Origin of the sequence: Avibacterium volantium (assembly GCF_049366555.1) — a bacterium.
GTDB classification, from domain to species: Bacteria; Pseudomonadota; Gammaproteobacteria; order Enterobacterales; family Pasteurellaceae; genus Avibacterium; species Avibacterium volantium_A.
In genome coordinates this window covers 20,851-39,297 of the sequence record NZ_JBMMGT010000018.1, presented here as the reverse complement: position 1 = coordinate 39,297, position 18,447 = coordinate 20,851, and the positions used below count along the sequence as shown (strand labels likewise).

Here is an 18,447-nt window from a genome sequence, read left to right as displayed (position 1 = left end):
AGAATAGTGAGGAGTTTAGGGCTAATCTAATATAGATATAGCCCTTATATATTTTACTTCGGCGCTTGCATAAAGCGGAAGAAGTCGCTGTCTGGTTTGAGAATCAGCATATTGTTTGATTCTGCAAAGCTTTTTTCGTAGGCTTTCATACTACGCACAAAGCTGTAAAATTCAGGTTCTTGCGCAAAGGCATCAGCGTAGAGTTTGGCGGCGGCGGCATCACCGTTACCACGCAATTCTTGTGCTGTTTTATTGGCGGTGGCCAAAATTACCGTAACTTTACGATCCACATCGGCTTGAATAAATGCCGCTTTTTCTTTACCTTGTGAACGATGTTCACGGGCCACTGCATCACGTTCTGCACGCATACGTTGGTAAATTGATGAAGACACCTCATCAGGGAGATTGATTTGTTTTACTCGTACATCAACCACTTCGATCCCTAATTCTGAGGTGCTATCTTGCCCTGTATTCAAGGCTTTGCGCGCGCCAACCATTAATTCGCCGCGCGTCCCTGACACAATGTCTTTAATGGTGCGTGAACCCACTTCAGAGCGTAAACGGTCATTCACTTTACGGCGTAATAAGTTGGACGCTTGAGTATAATCGCCACCACCTGTTGCGGTGAAGAAACGGCCGAAATCACTGATTCGCCATTTCACATAAGAATCCACTAAAAGATCCTTTTTCTCAACGGTAACAAAGCGATCTGGCGCGCCATCAAGGGTGCGAATACGCGCATCTAACACTTTCATTGAGTCAATAAATGGGATTTTAAGGTGTAAACCCGGCTCATACACCATCACTTTATTGTCAGAATCACGATGAACTTTGCCGAAACGCAACATAATGCCGCGCGTGCCTTCATCTACAATCACAAGGCTAGAATAAATCACCGCAAGCAATACCAGTAAAACAGGGGTTAAAATCTTACGCATTAGTTAAATCTCCCTTGGCGATTTTCAGATGATTGTTGATCGTTCTCACTGTTGGAAAAAGCGCGAGACTCGGAATAAATTTCCTGATTTTTCACCGCACTTTGTGAATTTGATGAGTTAGGTGCGGTGCTTTTTTCACTATTTTTTTGCGATAAAATTTTATCGAGCGGCAGCACACTTAAATTATTGCCGTTGCTATCAAGCAACACTTTTGGCGTGTTTGCCATCACTTTTTCCATCGTTTGAATATATAAGCGATCACGCAATAATTGCGGCGCTGCTTTAAATTCAGGCAATAAGCGTTGGAAACGCTCCACCTCCCCTTGCGCATTTAACACCACTTGATCTTTATAGGCGGTGGCTTCTTCAATAATGCGTTGTGCATTACCACGTGCGATTGGCTCTTGCTCACGAGCATAGGCTTCCGCTTCACGAATATAACGTTGCTCATCTTCTTGTGCTTTGATCGCATCATCAAAGGCGGCTTTCACTTCTTCTGGCGGGCGCGCAGATTGGAAGTTCACATCAAGCACTTCTAGCCCCATATCATAAGGCTGAATAATGCTATTCAAGGCTTTCCAAGTGTCTTCACGCACAATGGAACGCCCTGTGGTTAAAATATCGTCCATTGACATATGTCCAATCACATAACGCAACGCACTGTCGGTAGCTTGGTTTAAGCTGTCATCGGCATTGGTTACGCTAAATAAATATTTCGCTGGATCACTCACGCGATATTGCACGGTCATTTCCACTTTCACCATATTTTCATCGCGAGTGAGCATTGCGCCTTGGGTTTTCAGCTCTTTCACTTGTTCCACATTAACGGGAATCGCTTTATCTACGAAAGTTGGTTTCCAGTTCAAACCCGGTTGCACGATTTTTTCCAGCTCACCAAAACGTAACACCACGCCACGCTCCGCTTCTTTCACGGTGTAAAAACCGCTCACGCCCCAAACAATCGCACCAATCACCGCAGCAACAGGTAACAATTTCCCTAAGCCAAATGACAGGCCTTTGCCGCCACCGTTATGGTTGCCACCATTTTGGCCACCACCGAGTTTTTTCAATAAATTACTAAAGACTTCTTCAAGATCAGGTGGGGATTGTTCCTGCTTATTACGCTTATCCCATTGGTTATTTGGATCGGATTTGTTATCCGATTGATTTGGGTTGCTCCCTGGTTTTCCCCAAGGATCTTGATCTGAACCATTAAAGGACATTCTTTTCTCCATTTGTCAAAAAATTGTTACAAGTCTAAACAAAATAATAAGTGAAGTCTAGGGCAGATTACCCGCTTTCCTTCCCTTTAATCCATCAAAAATCCGTTAAAGTGTGGTTTACTTTATAGCAAATTTTTTGCCTTAATTCAGTGGGAATTAAGCCTTCATCATTCCAATAAAAATAATGCGCTGTTGCCAGGGTTGCATTAGCGAAAACGGCCAAATAAAAGGGCAATTCTTGCGTAAATATGGCTTCCCCTTGCGGGCAATAGGCAGAAAATAATTGCAGACTCTCTGCTTGGTGATCCACTTCCGATAATTTCACAATGCCCACACCTTGGGATTTCAACAGCGCTTCACGCAAACACCAAATACGATAAAAAGCTGTTTTTTTGTCGGGCTGCTTTGCAAACCATTGTTGTTCTTGTTCGGGGGCGAAATGACCAAGCAAGGCAGCATAATCCCGTTCTTTTTGCGGAAATTCAATGTCAATTCCCACCGCACTTTGGATTTCATTTTTTTCATTAACCTTGAGTATCACCGCCACCCAATCGCCTGAATGGCTGATATTAAAATCAATATTCGGCGTAAGAAAATAAGGGCGCTGGCTTTGGCTGTATGCGATTTGCGATAAAAGTGCGGTAGAAATTTTTGCGGTTTTTAATAATTGCCATAGCAAAAAATGCGCCATCCAACGGCAACGATAACGTTGCAACAAACGCGGTTGTTCAGGCGGTGCTTGACATAATTTAGGCGTGAGTAATGCCGTTGGAATTTGCTCGAAAGGATAAGACTGATGAATATTTCCCCACGCAATAAAAATGCTCATTGACGCTCCTTGTTACGCAGGGAAAGAAAATTAATGTTGAAAACGTGCCAAACGCGCACGGCAGAATTGTTCTTGTTTCTCAGCAGAGAGTTTTGTAAATTCTTTGCGATATTGTGCAAAATCCTGTTGTAATGCCTGCAAGGTTTCCGCAGGTAGGGTGGAAGTGGCAACATTCTCATCTAAAATATTGAAATAGGTTTGGCAGCTGTTAGCTAATTTAGCCGATTGAGTAACATTCAGTACTGAACTACAAGCAGATAACAATAAGCTTATAACGACAATAAATTTTTTCATACCATTCCTTTTTATAAGTCAAAAAATAAGCGTTGCCTAGTTTTAGACAACGCCTCTATTCTAACCTAATTTATTAAGATAACAACTCATTTACACGTTTAATGAATGCGGTTGGATTTTCCAGCGATCCGCGCTCCGCAAACATGGCCTGTTCAAGCAGTAATTCCACCCAATTTGCAAAGGCTACATCGTCTGTTATCTCTGCCACTTTTTTCACTAACGAATGGTCTGGATTTAACTCAAGAGTATATTTCACTTCTGGCACTGGCTGCCCGCTCATAGCAAACAATTTCGCCATTTGTGTGGTCATTTGATCGTTATCCGTTGAAACCACCACTGGGGTATCCGTTAAACGGTGCGTTAAACGTACCGTTTTCACGCGATCCCCCAATAAGGTTTTCACGCGTTCAACGAAAGCACCAAAGGCTTTATCTTGTGTCTTTTGTTCTTCCTGTTCTTGATCCGCTAAATCGCCTAAATCAAGATCGGACTTGGTGATAGGCTGCAATGGTTTGTCATCAAATTCGGTGAGATAACTTACCATCCATTCATCAATACGATCAGAAAGCAACAACACTTCAATGCCTTTCTTATTAAACAGTTCTAAGTGCGGACTATTTTTTGCCGCAATATAGCTATCTGCCGTGATATAATAAATGGCTTTTTGTCCTTCTTTCATTCGCGAAACATAATCTTGCAGGGAAACGGTTTGCTCGCTGCTATCATTATGCGTTGAAGCAAAACGATATAAACGGGCAATTTGCTCACGGTTAGCCACATCTTCCGCCACCCCTTCTTTTAACACTAAGCCAAATTCTTTCCAGAATTGTAAATATTGCTCTGGATTGTCTTTCGCTAATTTTTCTAACATTTGTAATGAACGCTTGGTAAGCGCTTTACGCAAGGCTGCGGTTACTTTGTTATCTTGCAGAATTTCACGAGAAACGTTGAGCGGTAAATCATTGCTATCAATTAAACCACGCACAAAACGCAGATAATTCGGCATAAATTGTTCCGCATCGTCCATAATAAACACACGTTGCACATAGAGCTTCAAGCCTTGTTTGTGATCACGGTTAAAGAGATCCCAAGGGGCTTTAGACGGCACATAAAGCAGGCTGGTATATTCTTGATTTCCTTCTACTTTATTGTGCGCCCATAAAAGCGGATCAGCAAAATCGTGGCTTAAATGTTTGTAAAATTCTTTATATTCTTCATCAGAGATTTCGCCTTTTGAGCGTGTCCATAGGGCTTGGGCTTTGTTGATCTTTTCCCATTTCACTCCTGTTTCTTTGCCCTCATCATCATATTCTTTGCTTAGAATTTCAACTGGCAAGCCAATATGATCGGAATATTTGCTGATGATTTCACGCAAACGCCACGCGTTGGCAAACTCTTTATCTTCCGCACGCAAGTGCAATGTGATCTCCGTTCCACGATCTTTTTTCTCAATGTTTTCAACGGTATATTCACCTTCACCGGTGGATTCCCACAACACACCTTGATCAGCAGGCACGCCTGCTGCACGGGTTTTCACGGTTACTTTATCCGCCACAATAAAAGCAGAATAAAAACCGACACCAAATTGCCCGATAAGCTGGCTGTCTTTCGCTTGATCCGCGCCAAGTGCGCTCAAAAATTCTTTCGTTCCTGATTTCGCAATCGTCCCTAAATGATCGATCACTTGCTCACGCGTCATTCCAATTCCGTTATCGCTAATGGTGATCGTTCCTTTTTCTTCATCAAAGCTGATACGCACTTTTAAATCGCCATCACCTTCATATAATTCTGGTGCAGAAAGCGCTTTAAAACGCAACTTGTCCGCCGCATCAGACGCATTTGAGATTAGCTCACGCAGGAAGATTTCTTTATTCGAGTAAAGTGAGTGGATCATTAATTGAAGTAATTGTTTAACTTCAGATTGAAATCCACGAGTTTCTTGATTTTTGTTCATATTGTATCCTCTCTTTTGCAATGGGATCTTATATAGGAATAAATAAGGGAATTTCAACGGGGGATTTTTTGTTCGGTGAAAGTTTAAGCATTTCTGCTGTAATAAAAATGCGGTGAAAAATCACCGCACTTTGCTATTATGAAATGAGTTATCTAATCACAATCTGTGCAATGGTATATCCAACCATACAGGCTACCACGACACCGATTAGACCCGGCACCATAAAGCTGTGGTTGAAGTAGTATTTACCAATTTTGGTTGTGCCTGTTACGTCAAAGTTCACCGTTGCGATATCTGACGGATAATTTGGAATAAAGAAATAACCGTAAGTGGCTGGCATTAAGCCCACTAATAATGGTGCTGGTAAACCTAGTCCAATTCCCACTGGCAACATCATTACTGCGGTGGCAGCTTGGCTGTTGATTACCACAGAAACGGCAAACAATGCAAAGGCGAATGTCCAAGGGTAAGTGCTTACCATTTCAGTAATGCCTGCTTTAAATTGTGGCATTGCGAATTTGAAGTAAGTATCACTCATCCACGCAATCCCGAAAATCGCGATGGCTGCCACCATACCTGATTTAAACACCACGCCATTTGGCACGATTTGCGGATTGGTTTTAGTGACCAATAAAATAATCCCACCAAAACACAGCATCATCATTTGAATGATGTAAGACATTGAAATCGGTTTGATTTTTTCACCCACGCCAACTGTACGAATTTCTGGGAACATTGCGATGAACACAATCACAACAAGGGCTAATAAGAATAAATAAACCGACTGTTTTGCCGCTGGTGGCAATTCTTCGTTTAAGGTGGTGCTAGTGGTATTCAAAATACGTTCACGCCAAATTGGATCTTGCAAACGGCGTTGGTATTCTGGATCTTGCTCAAGTTCTTTACCACGGCGCATACTATAAAGCGACAAAGCGATAGTTCCCGCTAAGGTTGCTGGCACAGTTACGCAAATAATATCCAACAAGCTGATGTGATCGAATCCCGGTAACTCAGTAATACGTCCTAAATAAAACACCACGGCCGCAGATAATGGGCTGGAAGTAATCGCCAATTGCGACGCCACAGAAGCCGCTGCCATTGGACGTTCTGGACGAATTTTATTTTTCAATGCCACATCACCAATAATCGGCATAATAGAATACACCGAATGGCCTGTTCCGAGCATAAAGGTCATCAAATAAGTCACCAATGGCCCGAGCAAGGTAACCCGTTTCGGATTATTACGCAGAATTTTTTCCGCCACTTGCAGCATAAATTTCAGCCCGCCTGCTGCTTCTAATACGGAAGCACAGGTTACCACGGCTAAGATGATCAGCATTACATCAATCGGGGCTTTTCCTAATGGCATACGCAACACGAAAACTTCAATTGCCAAGCCAATTCCAGATACCACTCCCAAACCAATACCACCGTATCGGCTACCGATATAAAGCATTAATAATAGAAATAAAAATTCTAAATAAAGCATAGTCTATCCCTAAAATGAGTTATAAAAATTTCCGTTAGCAATCATACTTTATTTACAATTTTCTACAATATTCTTGGTGGGATTATTTGATGAAAAGGCTATCTAAATCAAATTTTTATGGAGGGGAAAAAATTAAGGCGGTTTTTACACCGCCTTAATGTGATTATTGGTTGTTTTGAACATAATCAATTGCTGATTGAACAGTAGTGATTTTTTCTGCTTCTTCATCAGGAATTTCGATATCGAATTCTTCTTCTAAAGCCATCACTAATTCAACAGTGTCTAAAGAGTCTGCACCTAAATCTTCAACGAAAGAAGCTTCTGGTTTAACGTCTTCTTCTTTAACACCTAATTGTTCAACAATAATTTTTTTTACGCGTTCTTCAATGCTCATTTGCTTTTCCTATTATAGTTAGCCATAAAATAATGGTTTTATAGTGTATGTATTTTTAGCTAAGTTGCAACCTATTTTTGCAAGGTCAAACCACAAATCAACTAACAAAAATACATTCGCTAAAAATAAGTTACGTTACTTTGCTAACGCAACAGCCAACGTAAACAATTTACATCGCTGGGGGCGATTTTAGCATTAAGCCCCCCGCTTGGCTATGTTTTCGTGCAAGAAATTGTTTTAAATCAAAGATTAAACAGAAAATCTTTTCCGCTATAGAATAAATTTTCCTTTTAAATCTTAGGGTTATGGCATTACGCCATATACATTCCACCATTAACGTGTAGAGTAGAACCAGTGATATAACCTGCATCATCAGAGGCTAAAAATGCCACCGCTTTGGCAATATCTTTTGGTTCGCCTAAACGGCCTGCAGGCACGTTAGCCAAGGTTTCCGCTTTTTGTTCTTCCGTTAATGCGTCTGTCATATCTGTGGCAATGAAGCCGGGAGCAACCATGTTTACGGTAATTCCGCGTGAAGCCACTTCTTTGGCAAGGGCTTTGCTGAAACCAATTAAACCTGCTTTTGCCGCACAATAGTTCGCTTGTCCTGGATTACCCATTGAGCCAACTACCGAGCCAATGGTGATAATACGACCAAAACGTTTTTTCATCATTGAACGTAGCATTGCTTTGGAAAGATGGAATACAGAGGTGAGATTAGTTTGCAAAATATCAAACCATTCTTCATCTTTCATTCGCATTAATAGGTTATCACGGGTGATCCCAGCGTTATTAACAAGAATATCAATATCGCCGAAATCGGCTTTAATTTGTGCGAGAACTGCTTCAATGGATTGTTGATCCGCTACATTTAGCACTAAGCCTTTGCCTTTCTCGCCAAGATAAGCTGAAATGCTTTCAGCCCCTTTTTCAGAGGTGGCAGTACCGATCACAAATGCGCCTTTGGCACTTAATTCTTCCGCAATCGCACGTCCAATTCCACGGGTTGCCCCAGTTACTAACGCAATTTTACCTTGCATAATTGTTCTCCTAATTGTCTTTTTTAGGCTTCGGTTAATACCGCGTGCGCTTTTTCTAGCGATGCTACATCATTGACGGCAACGGCGGTTAATTCTTTCACGATACGGCTTGTTAAACCAGTAAGCACTTTATTTGGGCCAATTTCTACTAACACTTCAATGCCATTTTGAGCCATTTTTTCTACGGTTTCAGTCCAGCGTACAGGGCTGTATAGCTGACGAATAAGTGCGGTGCGAATTTCTTCACTTTTTTCTTCTGCTTTCACATCAACATTATTGATCACCGCAACTTTAGGGGCTTTAATGGCAATGCTTTCTAACGATACGGCAAGTTGATCTGCCGCTGGTTTCATTAAGGCACAGTGAGAAGGCACGCTCACCGCTAAAGGTAAGGCACGTTTTGCGCCTGCTTCTTTACAGGCTGCTGCGGCACGCTCTACGGCAGCTTTTGCGCCTGCAATCACCACTTGTCCTGGTGAGTTAAAATTCACCGCTGAAACCACTTCGCCTTGCTCGGCGTCTTTACAAGCTTTGATAATTGATTCGTTATCTAAACCAATAATAGCATACATTGCGCCAGTGCCTTCTGGCACGGCTTGTTGCATTAATTTTCCGCGTAATTCCACTAATTTGATGGCATCTTGGAAATCAATGACACCTGCACAAACTAAGGCTGAATATTCGCCAAGGCTATGGCCTGCCATTACACTTGGTTTTAAATCTGGATATTGTTGTTGCCAAACACGATAAATTGCCACGGAAGCGGCTAAAAGTGCGGGCTGAGTTTGCCAAGTTTTGTTTAATTCTTCCGCTGGGCCTTGTTGTACGAGTTGCCATAAATTATAGCCAAGTACTTCAGAGGCTTGCTTAAAGGTTTGTTCTACCACAGGAAATTGGCTTGCTAATTCAGCAAGCATTCCGACCGCTTGCGAGCCTTGTCCGGGGAAAACCATTGCAAATTTTTTCATTGTTTTATCCTATTTTTTATGGAATTGCTATTCTAGCAAATAAAGTTAAAAACGAACCAGTGCTGAACCCCAAGTCCAACCACCGCCAAAGGCTTCTAATAATAACAGTTGTCCGCGTTGAATACGCCCATCTCGCACCGCTTCATCAAGGGCAGTCGGCACGGTCGCCGCACTGGTGTTGCCATAGCGATCGAGCGTGATCACCACTTGCGACATTTCCATTTCTAATTTTTTGGCTGTGGCACTGATAATGCGTAAATTGGCTTGATGTGGCACGAGCCAATCAAGATCTTTTTTGTCTAATTGATTTTCGGCTAGGGTTTCTTCCACCACATTGGCTAATTGGCTCACCGCTAATTTAAAAGTGGCATTGCCTTGCATTGAAATATAGCCAGACTGCTCATCACCACGTTGCGCCTGTGGAAGTAGCAAGGCATTTTCGGTATCTGGGGAAGCGTGTAAATGGGTTGAAATCACACCGCACTTTTCGCTGGCTTCTAAAATCACTGCACCAGCCCCATCACCAAATAACACCACTGTGCTGCGATCGGTTTCATCAAGATGACGTGAGTTTAAATCCGCACCGATCACCAAGGCTTTTTTCACTTGCCCGTTACGCACGAATTGATCCGCCACTGAAAGGGCATACACAAAACCAGTACAAGCTGCTGCAACATCAAAGGCAATGGCATCTTTAATGCCAAGAAGGCCTTGAATTTGGCAAGCTGCACTTGGGTAAGAATGAGAGTTCGTGGTTGTGCCAACCACAATGAGATCGATTTCTTGTGGATCAATATTGGCCATTGCTAAAGCGTTTTGCGCGGCCGCTGCGCCCATTGTTGCAACGGTTTCATTCTCACCTGCAATACGGCGTTCTTTAATGCCCGAACGCGTGGTGATCCACTCATCAGAGGTATCTACCATTTTTTCTAAATCGGCATTTGTTCTTACTTGTTCTGGCGCATAGCTACCAGTGGCTAAAATTCTACTATACATAACAATTTCTAATGATTAATGAATTGAAAGCTAATATCTTTGCAAGCCAGCTAAAATCTTTTCAGGGATTTTTTGTCTTGCTTGCTGTGCCGCATCAGCAATGGCGTAAGCAAAGCCATCAATGTTAGCGCTGCCGTGGCTTTTGACCACCACAGCGGTTAAACCAATTAATGACGCGCCGTTATATTGGTCTGGATTAATTTGTTTTAAGCGTTGATAGCTCCCTTTCAACAAGAAAGTTCGCACAAACCAGCGAAAAATCGGTTTTAAAATATGATTTGTTTTATTCAATGTTGGACTGCCTTTGAATAAAGAAATCACATTCTTTGCCGCACCCTCTAAGGTTTTTAATGCCACATTGCCCACAAAGCCGTCATTGACAATCACATCAGCTTTGCCATTGAGCAATAAATCTCCCTCAATAAAACCAATGTAATTTAAGGTGGGATTTTGCTTCAATAATTCTGCCGCATCACGAATAGATTTATATCCTTTAATTTCTTCGATGCCAATATTTAGCAACGCAATGCGCGGAAAAACCAGATCTAAACAATTCTCGGCAAAAATTGATCCCATTAATGCAAATTGATAGAGATTTTCTGCACTACATTCAATATTGGCACCAAGATCAAGCATTACGGAACGATCGCCATTCATTGTAGGGATCACAGAAATTAGCGCAGGACGCTCAATCCCTTTCAGGGGTTGCAATAAAATTTTGGCTAAGCCCATTAATGCCGCTGTATTGCCTGCGCTCACGCACGCCTGTGCCTCGCCTTTTTGCACCGCTTCAATGGCTAAACGCATTGATGTGCCTTTGCTATGACGCAGGGCATAAGACAAACCTTGGGTATTTTCAATGATTCTGCTGCAATGGCAAACCTTGATGCGATCTTGCAACGCAGTGGGGATATTTTCTAATAAAGGGAGAATTATTTGGCTATCGCCAAATAATAAAAGAGAAAGCATCGGATCTTGTTCCAACGCTTTTATGGATGCTGGGATAGTAACACGGGGACCAATGTCCCCGCCCATCACATCTAACGCAAGGGTTAGACGGCTCAAGTGAATACCTTATATAAAAAAGGAATTACTTGTTGATCACTTTACGACCGCGGTAGTAACCGTCAGCAGTAACGTGGTGACGTAAATGGGTTTCGCCAGTTGCTTTATCTACTGATACTGCTGCAGTAGTTAAGGCATCGTGTGAACGACGCATATCACGACGTGAACGAGATTTTTTATTTTGTTGAACAGCCATTGGCTATACTCCTAAATTTACTTTTGCTTTAAACTAGCTAATACAGCGAACGGGTTCGGTTTTTTTGCCAATTCTTCGGGCAATTCGCCAAAAACCTGTTCAGCCACGGACACTTCACAGTGTTCAGATGAATGCATCGGCACAATCGGCAGACATAACATCAATTCATCTTCAATCGTTGCCAGTAAATCTATTTCCCCAAACTCATTAAGTTCAATAGGTTCATAAATCTCTGGTAACGCATCGGCTTGATCCAAATTAGAAACAGGGCTATATGCAAACTCGGCTTCCAAGATTTGGTTAAAAGGTTCACCGCAGCGCTGACAAGTGAGTTCCACTTCAACCTGAGCTTTGCCTTTCATTACCACTAATTTTTGTGGATCAATGAAAAATGATAATGTTACCTGTGCATCGCTGAGCACTTTATTTACTGATTCAGCCAGGCGACCAAGTTGGTTGATTGCATAATAGCCATCATAATCCAATCTACGCTGTGCATCCTTTACTGGATCAGTTGTAAGGGGTAGTTTTACCTTTTGCATAGGGCGTGCATATTACCTTTTGATGTTCAATTAGTCAAAGGAAATTATGATTTTTTATGCGAAAAGTGCGAATTTCCTTTTTGTTAAATTTGATCTTGTTTTTCTAAGCGGAAAAATTCTGCTTGGGGAAAATGTTGGTGCAAATAATTTTCTAAATAACGCGCCGTTTCATCATTGATGGTTTCATCACCTAAAGGATAGCGATTATAAATTAATCCTTTTAATTCAATATGATACTGCTTACAGGCTAACAAACTAAGCAAGGTGTGATTAATGCTGCCCAGTTTTCCTGATGTTACTAAAATCACAGGATAGCCTTGCGCGGCCACATAATCTAAGGTGGTGTACTGTTCATCATAAGGCACGCACAAGCCACCTGCGCCTTCCAATAGCACATAATCATAACGTGCTGCCAGGTCGTCTGTTGCTTGGCGGATAAGTGCGGTGCAAATTTCACGATTTTCTAGGCGCGCGGCGAGATGCGGCGAACAAGGGTAAGAAAATAAATAAGGGCAGGTTAGTCCTTGCTGATCTTCGGGCAATAGCTCAATGCCTTGCAATTTGCGGTGTTGCACAATGTCTTCAGAAATTTCTTCACAGCCTGTTTGGATCATTTTTTGCGTAATGACCGAAAAACCTTGTTCCGCGAGTTTTTTCGCATACCAGCCTGTGGCGATAGTTTTTCCTACATCGGTATCAATGCCCGAAATAAAGATCACTTGCCCTGTCATTTTGTTCCCCCTTGCTATAATTTTTGCGCCAAAATAAAAAGTGGCTGATAATTCAACCGCACTTGTCCTTGCGGATTTTCATATTGCGCTTGGTAATCTGCAATAAATTGTTGCAATCGTCCCTTTGTCCAACGCCCTTGCCCTGTGGCAGTAACCCCAGTGGCTTTGAGATGTTGCAACACTGCCAATGGATTAGAAAAATATAGCGGCATCGCTTGTTCAAATAAGGCTTTGATCTCAAATTTTTCATTCAGCCATTGTTGCCATTGAGCCAAATCAGGATAATCCAAACCAATTCCCGTTAATGCACGAATTTCTGCTAAATTTTGTGGGGCAAAGGTGCTAATCAGCAAGATGCCGTTTTCACGCAATAAATCGGCACATTTATTGACGAAACCGTGCGGATTAGCAAACCACTGCACCGCAGAAGCGGAAGCGATGAGATCATAATGCGCAGGAAACGGATAATTTTCCCCATCGCCTTGATAAAAAACAATATTCTCTTGTGGAAATAAGGCGTTAAGTTGGCTTTGCACATTGCATAAATCGTTAAATGCCCAAGATTCTACTTGTAAATGTTGCGCTAAAAGCTGGCTAAAATGCCCCGTGCCACAACCAATTTCCAGCACTTGCGGAAAAGCCGTTCTGCCCGTTTGCAATAACAGCTGTAATAGTTGCTGATTAATTTGCTGTTGCGCTTGTGCTTGGCTGTCGTAGCTCTGTAAGGCTTGGCTAAAGCATTGCGCCACGCGAGATTTATCTATCGCCTTCATTAAAATAACTCAGCCCACGCGTGAAATTGTGCAAAAGGATAGTGCGGCAATGGCATTGTTTGTAAGACAAATTCTGTGCCATTTTGCACCGCACTTTGTTTTTGTGTCACACTTTGCTTTTGCACCGCGGCATAAGTTTGCCAAAAGTTAAGCTGATTTTGGCTAGGAAAAATACGATCTTTCTCCCCAATAATGGCTTTTGTCCAGTTCAGCGATTTTCCATTATCTTGCTGAATAGATTGATAAAGTTCGTTTAATTCTGACCGCACTTGTTGCCAATCACGTTGCCCTGTTAATTGGTTATATTGCTCGAACGTGGCGCTATCGCCGCACATTCTGCGTTGAAATTTGGCTAAATTGCGTTCATCTAGCTGTTCTAGCGTGCCGATAAATACCGCTTGCGGAATGCCCATCTCATCATCACAAGGCCTGCCTGTGCCGTTAATGGCAGTCGCATTGACAAGAGGCGTTTGCCCGAGTACCTGATTTGCCACCCACACGCCCATTGACCAAGCCACCACACGGATCTGCGAATAAGGGGAGAGATCCACATTAAATATCAGATCTTGATAGTCATAGCACAGCAGTAAATCGGTGTTTTCTGGTAACGCTAAGTGAGAAACAGCACTGGCTGGCGTTCCCCAGCCCGCAAAATAAATGATTAAATTTGGATTATTATCTGCGCGCTTGATTAATTCTATTTGCATTGTTGTTGCTCAAATTCCATTAAGGTTGTGAGAAAAGCGTCCACTTCTTGTTCTGTCATATCCGCTGTTAAAGAAACGCGAATGCGCGATGTGCCTTTCAGTACTGTAGGCGGACGGATTGGCAAACAATAATAGCCTTGTTGCTGCAAGGCAAGCGCCGTTGCCACGGTTTTTTGATTATCACCGATAATATAAGGAATAATACCGCTTTCGCTCAGAATCGATTGGGCTAAATTCTCGCGAAAAAAGCACCGCACTTTTTCGCTTAGCTGATGTAAATGTTGGCGGCGCGCAGCAAAGTGCGGGAGTTTTTCAAACTGAAATGCGGTCCACGCCACACACAATGGCGGAAGCGCGGTAGAAAAAATCAGCGGTCGCATTTTATTAATTAAATAATCTTTAATGAGCTGATCGCACACCACATAAGCGCCCATTGATGCCAAAGCTTTGCCAAAGGTGCCAACCAGCAAATCAATGTCTTGCAGGCAACCTTGCTGTTCCGCAATGCCCAGCCCTGTTTCCCCATAAGCGCCGATGGCGTGGGCTTCGTCCACATAGAGCAACACATTACCAAAGCGTTGTTTCAGCGCCACTATTTGTGGCAAATCCGCTACATCGCCGTCCATACTAAATAGACTTTCGGTTACGATGATCATTCGTTGATACTGATTCTGGTGCTTGCTGAGTAGGGTTTCTAAATGATTGAGATCATTATGCCGATAGCGCACGAAATCTGCTTCGCTCAAACGAATACCATCAATAATACTAGCGTGAACCAGTTTATCTGCCACAATTAGTGTTTTCTTATTTGCCACCGCAGGCAAAATCCCAATGTTGGCGTGGTAGCCACTATTAAATAATAAGCAGGCTTCGCGTCCGAAACGTTGTGCCATAAGTCTTTCTAATTGTTCATAAATGGCGAAAGATCCCGTTAATAAGCGGGAGGACGATGAGGTAAAGTGCGGTAATTTTTCGCCGTATTTTTGCAAAAATTCCGCTTTTAATTTATCGTCATTGGCAAGACCTAAATAATCATTAGAGGACATATTGAGCATTGTACGTCCGTCTTTGACGATCATCTTGCCTTGATGATCTAACTGGGGAAGCTGACGAAACTGCCCAATCGCCTTGAGTTCTGCCAGTGTTTGTGCAAAATCAGCGAGATGATTATTCATTGTAAACCTCTTTGAGTACTGCCAATAAGCCTTGCGTGAGCTGGCTGAGCTGAGCGGCCGAAATAATAAAAGGAGGCATAATATACACCAAATGCCCGAAAGGGCGTAGCCAAATGCCTTTTTCGACAAATTTTGGCTGTAAAATGTTCAAATTCACAGGTTCTATCATTTCTAACACGCCAATCGCCCCCAGCACACGCACCTCTTTCACCGCCTTGAAGGATTTCGCAGGGGCAAGTTCCATTTTTAATTGTTGCTCAATGCGTTGCACATTGCCTTGCCAATCACTTTCTAACAGAAGATCAATGGACGCACAGGCAATGGCACAAGCTAGCGGATTACCCATAAACGTCGGTCCGTGCATAAAGCATTTTGCCTCGCCGTTACAAATGGTTTCTGCTATGTGAGCGGTGGTAATAGTGGCAGAAAGGGTTAAATAACCGCCTGTGAGGGCTTTGCCTAAGCACATAATATCAGGCTTGATATTGGTGTATTCGGTGGCGAACAATTTTCCTGTCCGCCCGAAGCCTGTGGCGATTTCATCAAAAATCAGCAATACGCCATATTCATCACACAAGGCACGGGCTTTTTCCAAATAAGTCGGCGAATAAAAATACATTCCGCCTGCCCCTTGCACAATCGGCTCTAAAATTAAGGCAGCAATTTCACCGCTCTTTTCTGCCAGTAAATCCTTTAATGGCTGAATATCTGCCTCTTGCCATTGTCCGTCAAAAGGGGTTTTAGGCTGTGGGAGAAAATACTGCACGGGCAAGCCTTTCGCAAATAGGCTGTGCATACCCGTGATCGGATCGCACACCGACATTGCGTGCCAAGTGTCGCCGTGGTAGCCCGAACGAATGGTGGCAAACTTGTAACGCTCGCTTTCCCCTTTCGCTTGCTGATACTGAATTGCCATTTTCATCGCTACTTCCACTGCCACCGAGCCACTGTCGGCGAAGAAAATTTTGTCTAGCCCTTGAGGTAATAATTTCACCAAGCGAGAAGCCAATTCACCAGCGGGATCGTGGGTAAAACCGCCAAACATAATATGGCTCATTTTCTCTAACTGATCTTTCGCTGCTTGGTTCAATTTCGGGTGGTTATAGCCGTGCAACGCTGCCCACCACGAAGACATTCCGTCAATTAATTTTTTACCATTTTTTAAGGTGATCTCCACCCCGTCCGCACGCTCCACCGCAAACATCGGTGCATCACTATTCAGACGTGAATAAGGGTGCCAGATGTGGTTTTTGTCGATATTAAGGAGGGTTTGTTCTTGCATTTTTTCTACCAAAATCGTAGGGCAAACCTGTGCATTCGCCCATATATCATTATCTGTTTTACGGGCGCACACATAGGTGCGTCCCTACATCAATATAATAGAGAACGAACACTACCCCCATTCCTTTGATAAATCAAGACAAAATCCGCATATCGTTGCACAAGTAGGATAAGTTGATATAATCGCCCTTCCATTTTAACAAAGGAAAACCTTATGACAGCAAAAACGCAAATGCCTTTAACTTATTGGCAACGTGTAAAAGTGGCGTTTCAATATGTAATGCCGCAGTTTTATTTAACGCAACTTGCAGGTTGGTTTGCAAAGCAACGTTGGGGAGCGCTAACCCATTTAGTGATTAAATTATTTGCGAAAAAATACCAAGTTAATATGCAAGAAGCGCTGAAACCAAATTTTAATGATTATGCGACCTTTAATGAATTTTTTATCCGTCCTTTAGCGGAAGGAGCGAGAAAAATTGATGAAAATCCTACCGCACTTTGTTTACCCGCAGATGGCCGCGTGAGCCAGCTCGGGCATATTGATGAAGATCGTTTATTACAAGCCAAAGGACACGATTTTAGCCTTGCTGATCTGCTTGCCAATGATAAAGAATTGGTTGAGGCCTTTAAAAATGGTGAATTCGCCACAATATACCTTTCACCGAGAGATTATCATCGTGTACATATGCCTTGTGATGGCACATTACGCAAAATGATTTATGTACCGGGTGAACTGTTTTCAGTTAATCCATTTTTGGCAGAACACGTTCCCAATTTATTTGCTCGCAACGAACGCGTGATCTGCGTGTTTGATACGGAATTTGGGCAAATGGTACAAATTTTAGTGGGCGCAACCATCACAGCAAGTATCAGCACTCAATGGGCTGGCGTGATTAACCCACCGCGTAGCAAAGAGGTGAAAGTCTGGACATATAGCGGTGAAAATGCCGTGAAATTACGCAAAGGCCAAGAAATGGGCGCGTTCCAGCTTGGTTCTACGGTAATCAATTTATTCCAGCCGAATCAAGTGAAATTGGCAGAACAGTTGGCGGTTGATGTGCCAGTGCATATGGGCGAAGTGTTAGCTTATAAAAACACGATGTAATAAATCGCTTAATCAAACACATTTATTTTTAATAGAAGGAAAAAACAATGTCAGAACAATTTTTTAACCAAGTCGCTTTAGATGATGTTTCTGCCAAAGGCAGTTACGGTATCGGTTTACAAATCGGCCAGCAATTAGTTGATAGCAAATTAGCGGTAAAAGCAGATGCCGTGGCGAAAGGAATCTTTGATGCGTTAAATCAAAATGCTCCAGCAATTGACTTAAACGAAGTGAGTCAAGCCTTACAACAACTGCAACAACAAGCCGCAGAAGCAGCGCAAGCCCAATTCAAAAAAATTGAAGAAGAAGGTAAGGCCTATCTTGCAGAAAATGCGAAAAAAGACGGCGTGAAAGTAACAGACTCAGGCTTACAATATGAAGTGTTAGTGGAAGGTAACGGCAAAATCCCAAGCAAACAAGATCAAGTACGCGTTCACTACACCGGAACATTGCCAGACGGCACGGTATTCGACAGCTCCGTACAACGTGGCCAACCTGCTGAATTCCCTGTAAGCGGCGTAATCCCAGGTTGGGTTGAAGCCCTTTCAATGATGCCAGTTGGCTCAAAATGGAAACTCACCATTCCACATAACCTTGCCTACGGCGAGCGCGGCGCAGGTGCAGCAATCCCACCATTTAGCACATTAGTGTTTGAAGTGGAATTGTTGGATATTCTTTAATTTATTTTCTGCATAAAAAAGACCTAGCTATTTCGCTAGGTCTTTTCTTTTCCGATTAGAAAAATTC

At 42.7% G+C, this 18,447-nt stretch carries 20 protein-coding genes; 2 read left to right on the top strand and 18 right to left on the bottom strand.

The window, feature by feature from the left end:
• Positions 1-53 precede the first annotated feature (53 nt).
• The 18 genes from hflC to bioA form a co-directional block, all read right to left on the bottom strand.
• Complete coding sequence (hflC, locus tag ACLS0A_RS07225) at positions 54-938, bottom strand: protease modulator HflC (RefSeq protein WP_416082871.1); 885 nt, start codon at positions 936-938, stop codon at positions 54-56.
• On the bottom strand, positions 938-2,161 hold the full coding sequence (gene hflK, locus ACLS0A_RS07220; protein WP_416082872.1) for an FtsH protease activity modulator HflK: 1,224 nt from the start codon (positions 2,159-2,161) through the stop codon (positions 938-940). Before hflK ends, hflC begins: the two co-directional genes overlap by 1 nt.
• A gap of 94 nt (positions 2,162-2,255) precedes the next feature.
• Positions 2,256-2,990 carry a 4'-phosphopantetheinyl transferase family protein gene (locus ACLS0A_RS07215; RefSeq protein ID WP_416082873.1) on the bottom strand — a complete coding sequence of 245 codons (735 nt, stop codon included), beginning with the start codon at positions 2,988-2,990 and terminating at the stop codon, positions 2,256-2,258.
• Between the two features lie 30 nt (positions 2,991-3,020).
• Positions 3,021-3,284: a DUF5339 family protein gene (locus ACLS0A_RS07210; protein ID WP_103853734.1), complete on the bottom strand. Its 264-nt coding sequence runs from the start codon at positions 3,282-3,284 to the stop codon at positions 3,021-3,023.
• 73 nt (positions 3,285-3,357) lie between these two features.
• Positions 3,358-5,238, bottom strand: a complete 1,881-nt coding sequence (gene htpG, locus ACLS0A_RS07205; protein WP_416082874.1) for a molecular chaperone HtpG — start codon at positions 5,236-5,238, stop codon at positions 3,358-3,360.
• A 148-nt stretch (positions 5,239-5,386) separates the two neighbouring features.
• Complete coding sequence (locus ACLS0A_RS07200) at positions 5,387-6,727, bottom strand: anaerobic C4-dicarboxylate transporter (protein WP_103853736.1); 1,341 nt, start codon at positions 6,725-6,727, stop codon at positions 5,387-5,389.
• A gap of 163 nt (positions 6,728-6,890) precedes the next feature.
• Positions 6,891-7,121 carry an acyl carrier protein gene (gene acpP / locus ACLS0A_RS07195; protein WP_005544465.1) on the bottom strand — a complete coding sequence of 77 codons (231 nt, stop codon included), beginning with the start codon at positions 7,119-7,121 and terminating at the stop codon, positions 6,891-6,893.
• 311 nt (positions 7,122-7,432) lie between these two features.
• On the bottom strand, positions 7,433-8,161 hold the full coding sequence (fabG, locus tag ACLS0A_RS07190) for a 3-oxoacyl-ACP reductase FabG (protein ID WP_416082875.1): 729 nt from the start codon (positions 8,159-8,161) through the stop codon (positions 7,433-7,435).
• Positions 8,162-8,184: 23 nt separating this feature from the next.
• Positions 8,185-9,129, bottom strand: coding sequence for an ACP S-malonyltransferase (fabD, locus tag ACLS0A_RS07185; protein ID WP_416082876.1), 945 nt, complete (start codon positions 9,127-9,129; stop codon positions 8,185-8,187).
• A gap of 45 nt (positions 9,130-9,174) precedes the next feature.
• A complete protein-coding gene (locus ACLS0A_RS07180; protein WP_416082877.1) occupies positions 9,175-10,125 on the bottom strand; it encodes a beta-ketoacyl-ACP synthase III in 951 nt (316 codons plus the stop codon).
• Positions 10,126-10,155: 30 nt separating this feature from the next.
• Positions 10,156-11,190: a phosphate acyltransferase PlsX gene (gene plsX, locus ACLS0A_RS07175; RefSeq protein WP_416082878.1), complete on the bottom strand. Its 1,035-nt coding sequence runs from the start codon at positions 11,188-11,190 to the stop codon at positions 10,156-10,158.
• A gap of 25 nt (positions 11,191-11,215) precedes the next feature.
• Entirely contained in the window at positions 11,216-11,386 is a 171-nt protein-coding gene (rpmF, locus tag ACLS0A_RS07170) for a 50S ribosomal protein L32 (RefSeq protein ID WP_103853741.1), read from the bottom strand.
• 17 nt (positions 11,387-11,403) lie between these two features.
• Positions 11,404-11,928 (bottom strand): 23S rRNA accumulation protein YceD, encoded by a 525-nt coding sequence (gene yceD, locus ACLS0A_RS07165; protein WP_103853742.1) that lies wholly within the window; start codon positions 11,926-11,928, stop codon positions 11,404-11,406.
• A gap of 83 nt (positions 11,929-12,011) precedes the next feature.
• Entirely contained in the window at positions 12,012-12,659 is a 648-nt protein-coding gene (gene bioD / locus ACLS0A_RS07160; protein ID WP_416082879.1) for a dethiobiotin synthase, read from the bottom strand.
• Between the two features lie 14 nt (positions 12,660-12,673).
• Entirely contained in the window at positions 12,674-13,432 is a 759-nt protein-coding gene (gene bioC / locus ACLS0A_RS07155) for a malonyl-ACP O-methyltransferase BioC (protein WP_416082880.1), read from the bottom strand.
• Positions 13,432-14,139 carry a DUF452 family protein gene (locus ACLS0A_RS07150; protein WP_416082881.1) on the bottom strand — a complete coding sequence of 236 codons (708 nt, stop codon included), beginning with the start codon at positions 14,137-14,139 and terminating at the stop codon, positions 13,432-13,434. Before ACLS0A_RS07150 ends, bioC begins: the two co-directional genes overlap by 1 nt.
• Entirely contained in the window at positions 14,130-15,314 is a 1,185-nt protein-coding gene (gene bioF / locus ACLS0A_RS07145; RefSeq protein ID WP_416082882.1) for an 8-amino-7-oxononanoate synthase, read from the bottom strand. Before bioF ends, ACLS0A_RS07150 begins: the two co-directional genes overlap by 10 nt.
• On the bottom strand, positions 15,307-16,596 hold the full coding sequence (gene bioA / locus ACLS0A_RS07140) for an adenosylmethionine--8-amino-7-oxononanoate transaminase (RefSeq protein ID WP_416082883.1): 1,290 nt from the start codon (positions 16,594-16,596) through the stop codon (positions 15,307-15,309). The genes bioF and bioA overlap by 8 nt, the downstream gene beginning before the upstream one ends.
• A gap of 213 nt (positions 16,597-16,809) precedes the next feature.
• Here bioA and asd point away from each other — a divergent pair, with 213 nt between their 5' ends.
• Both asd and ACLS0A_RS07130 read left to right on the top strand, forming a co-directional pair.
• Positions 16,810-17,700, top strand: a complete 891-nt coding sequence (gene asd / locus ACLS0A_RS07135) for an archaetidylserine decarboxylase (RefSeq protein WP_416082884.1) — start codon at positions 16,810-16,812, stop codon at positions 17,698-17,700.
• Positions 17,701-17,747: 47 nt separating this feature from the next.
• A complete protein-coding gene (locus ACLS0A_RS07130) occupies positions 17,748-18,380 on the top strand; it encodes an FKBP-type peptidyl-prolyl cis-trans isomerase (protein ID WP_330933994.1) in 633 nt (210 codons plus the stop codon).
• Positions 18,381-18,447: the final 67 nt, after the last annotated feature.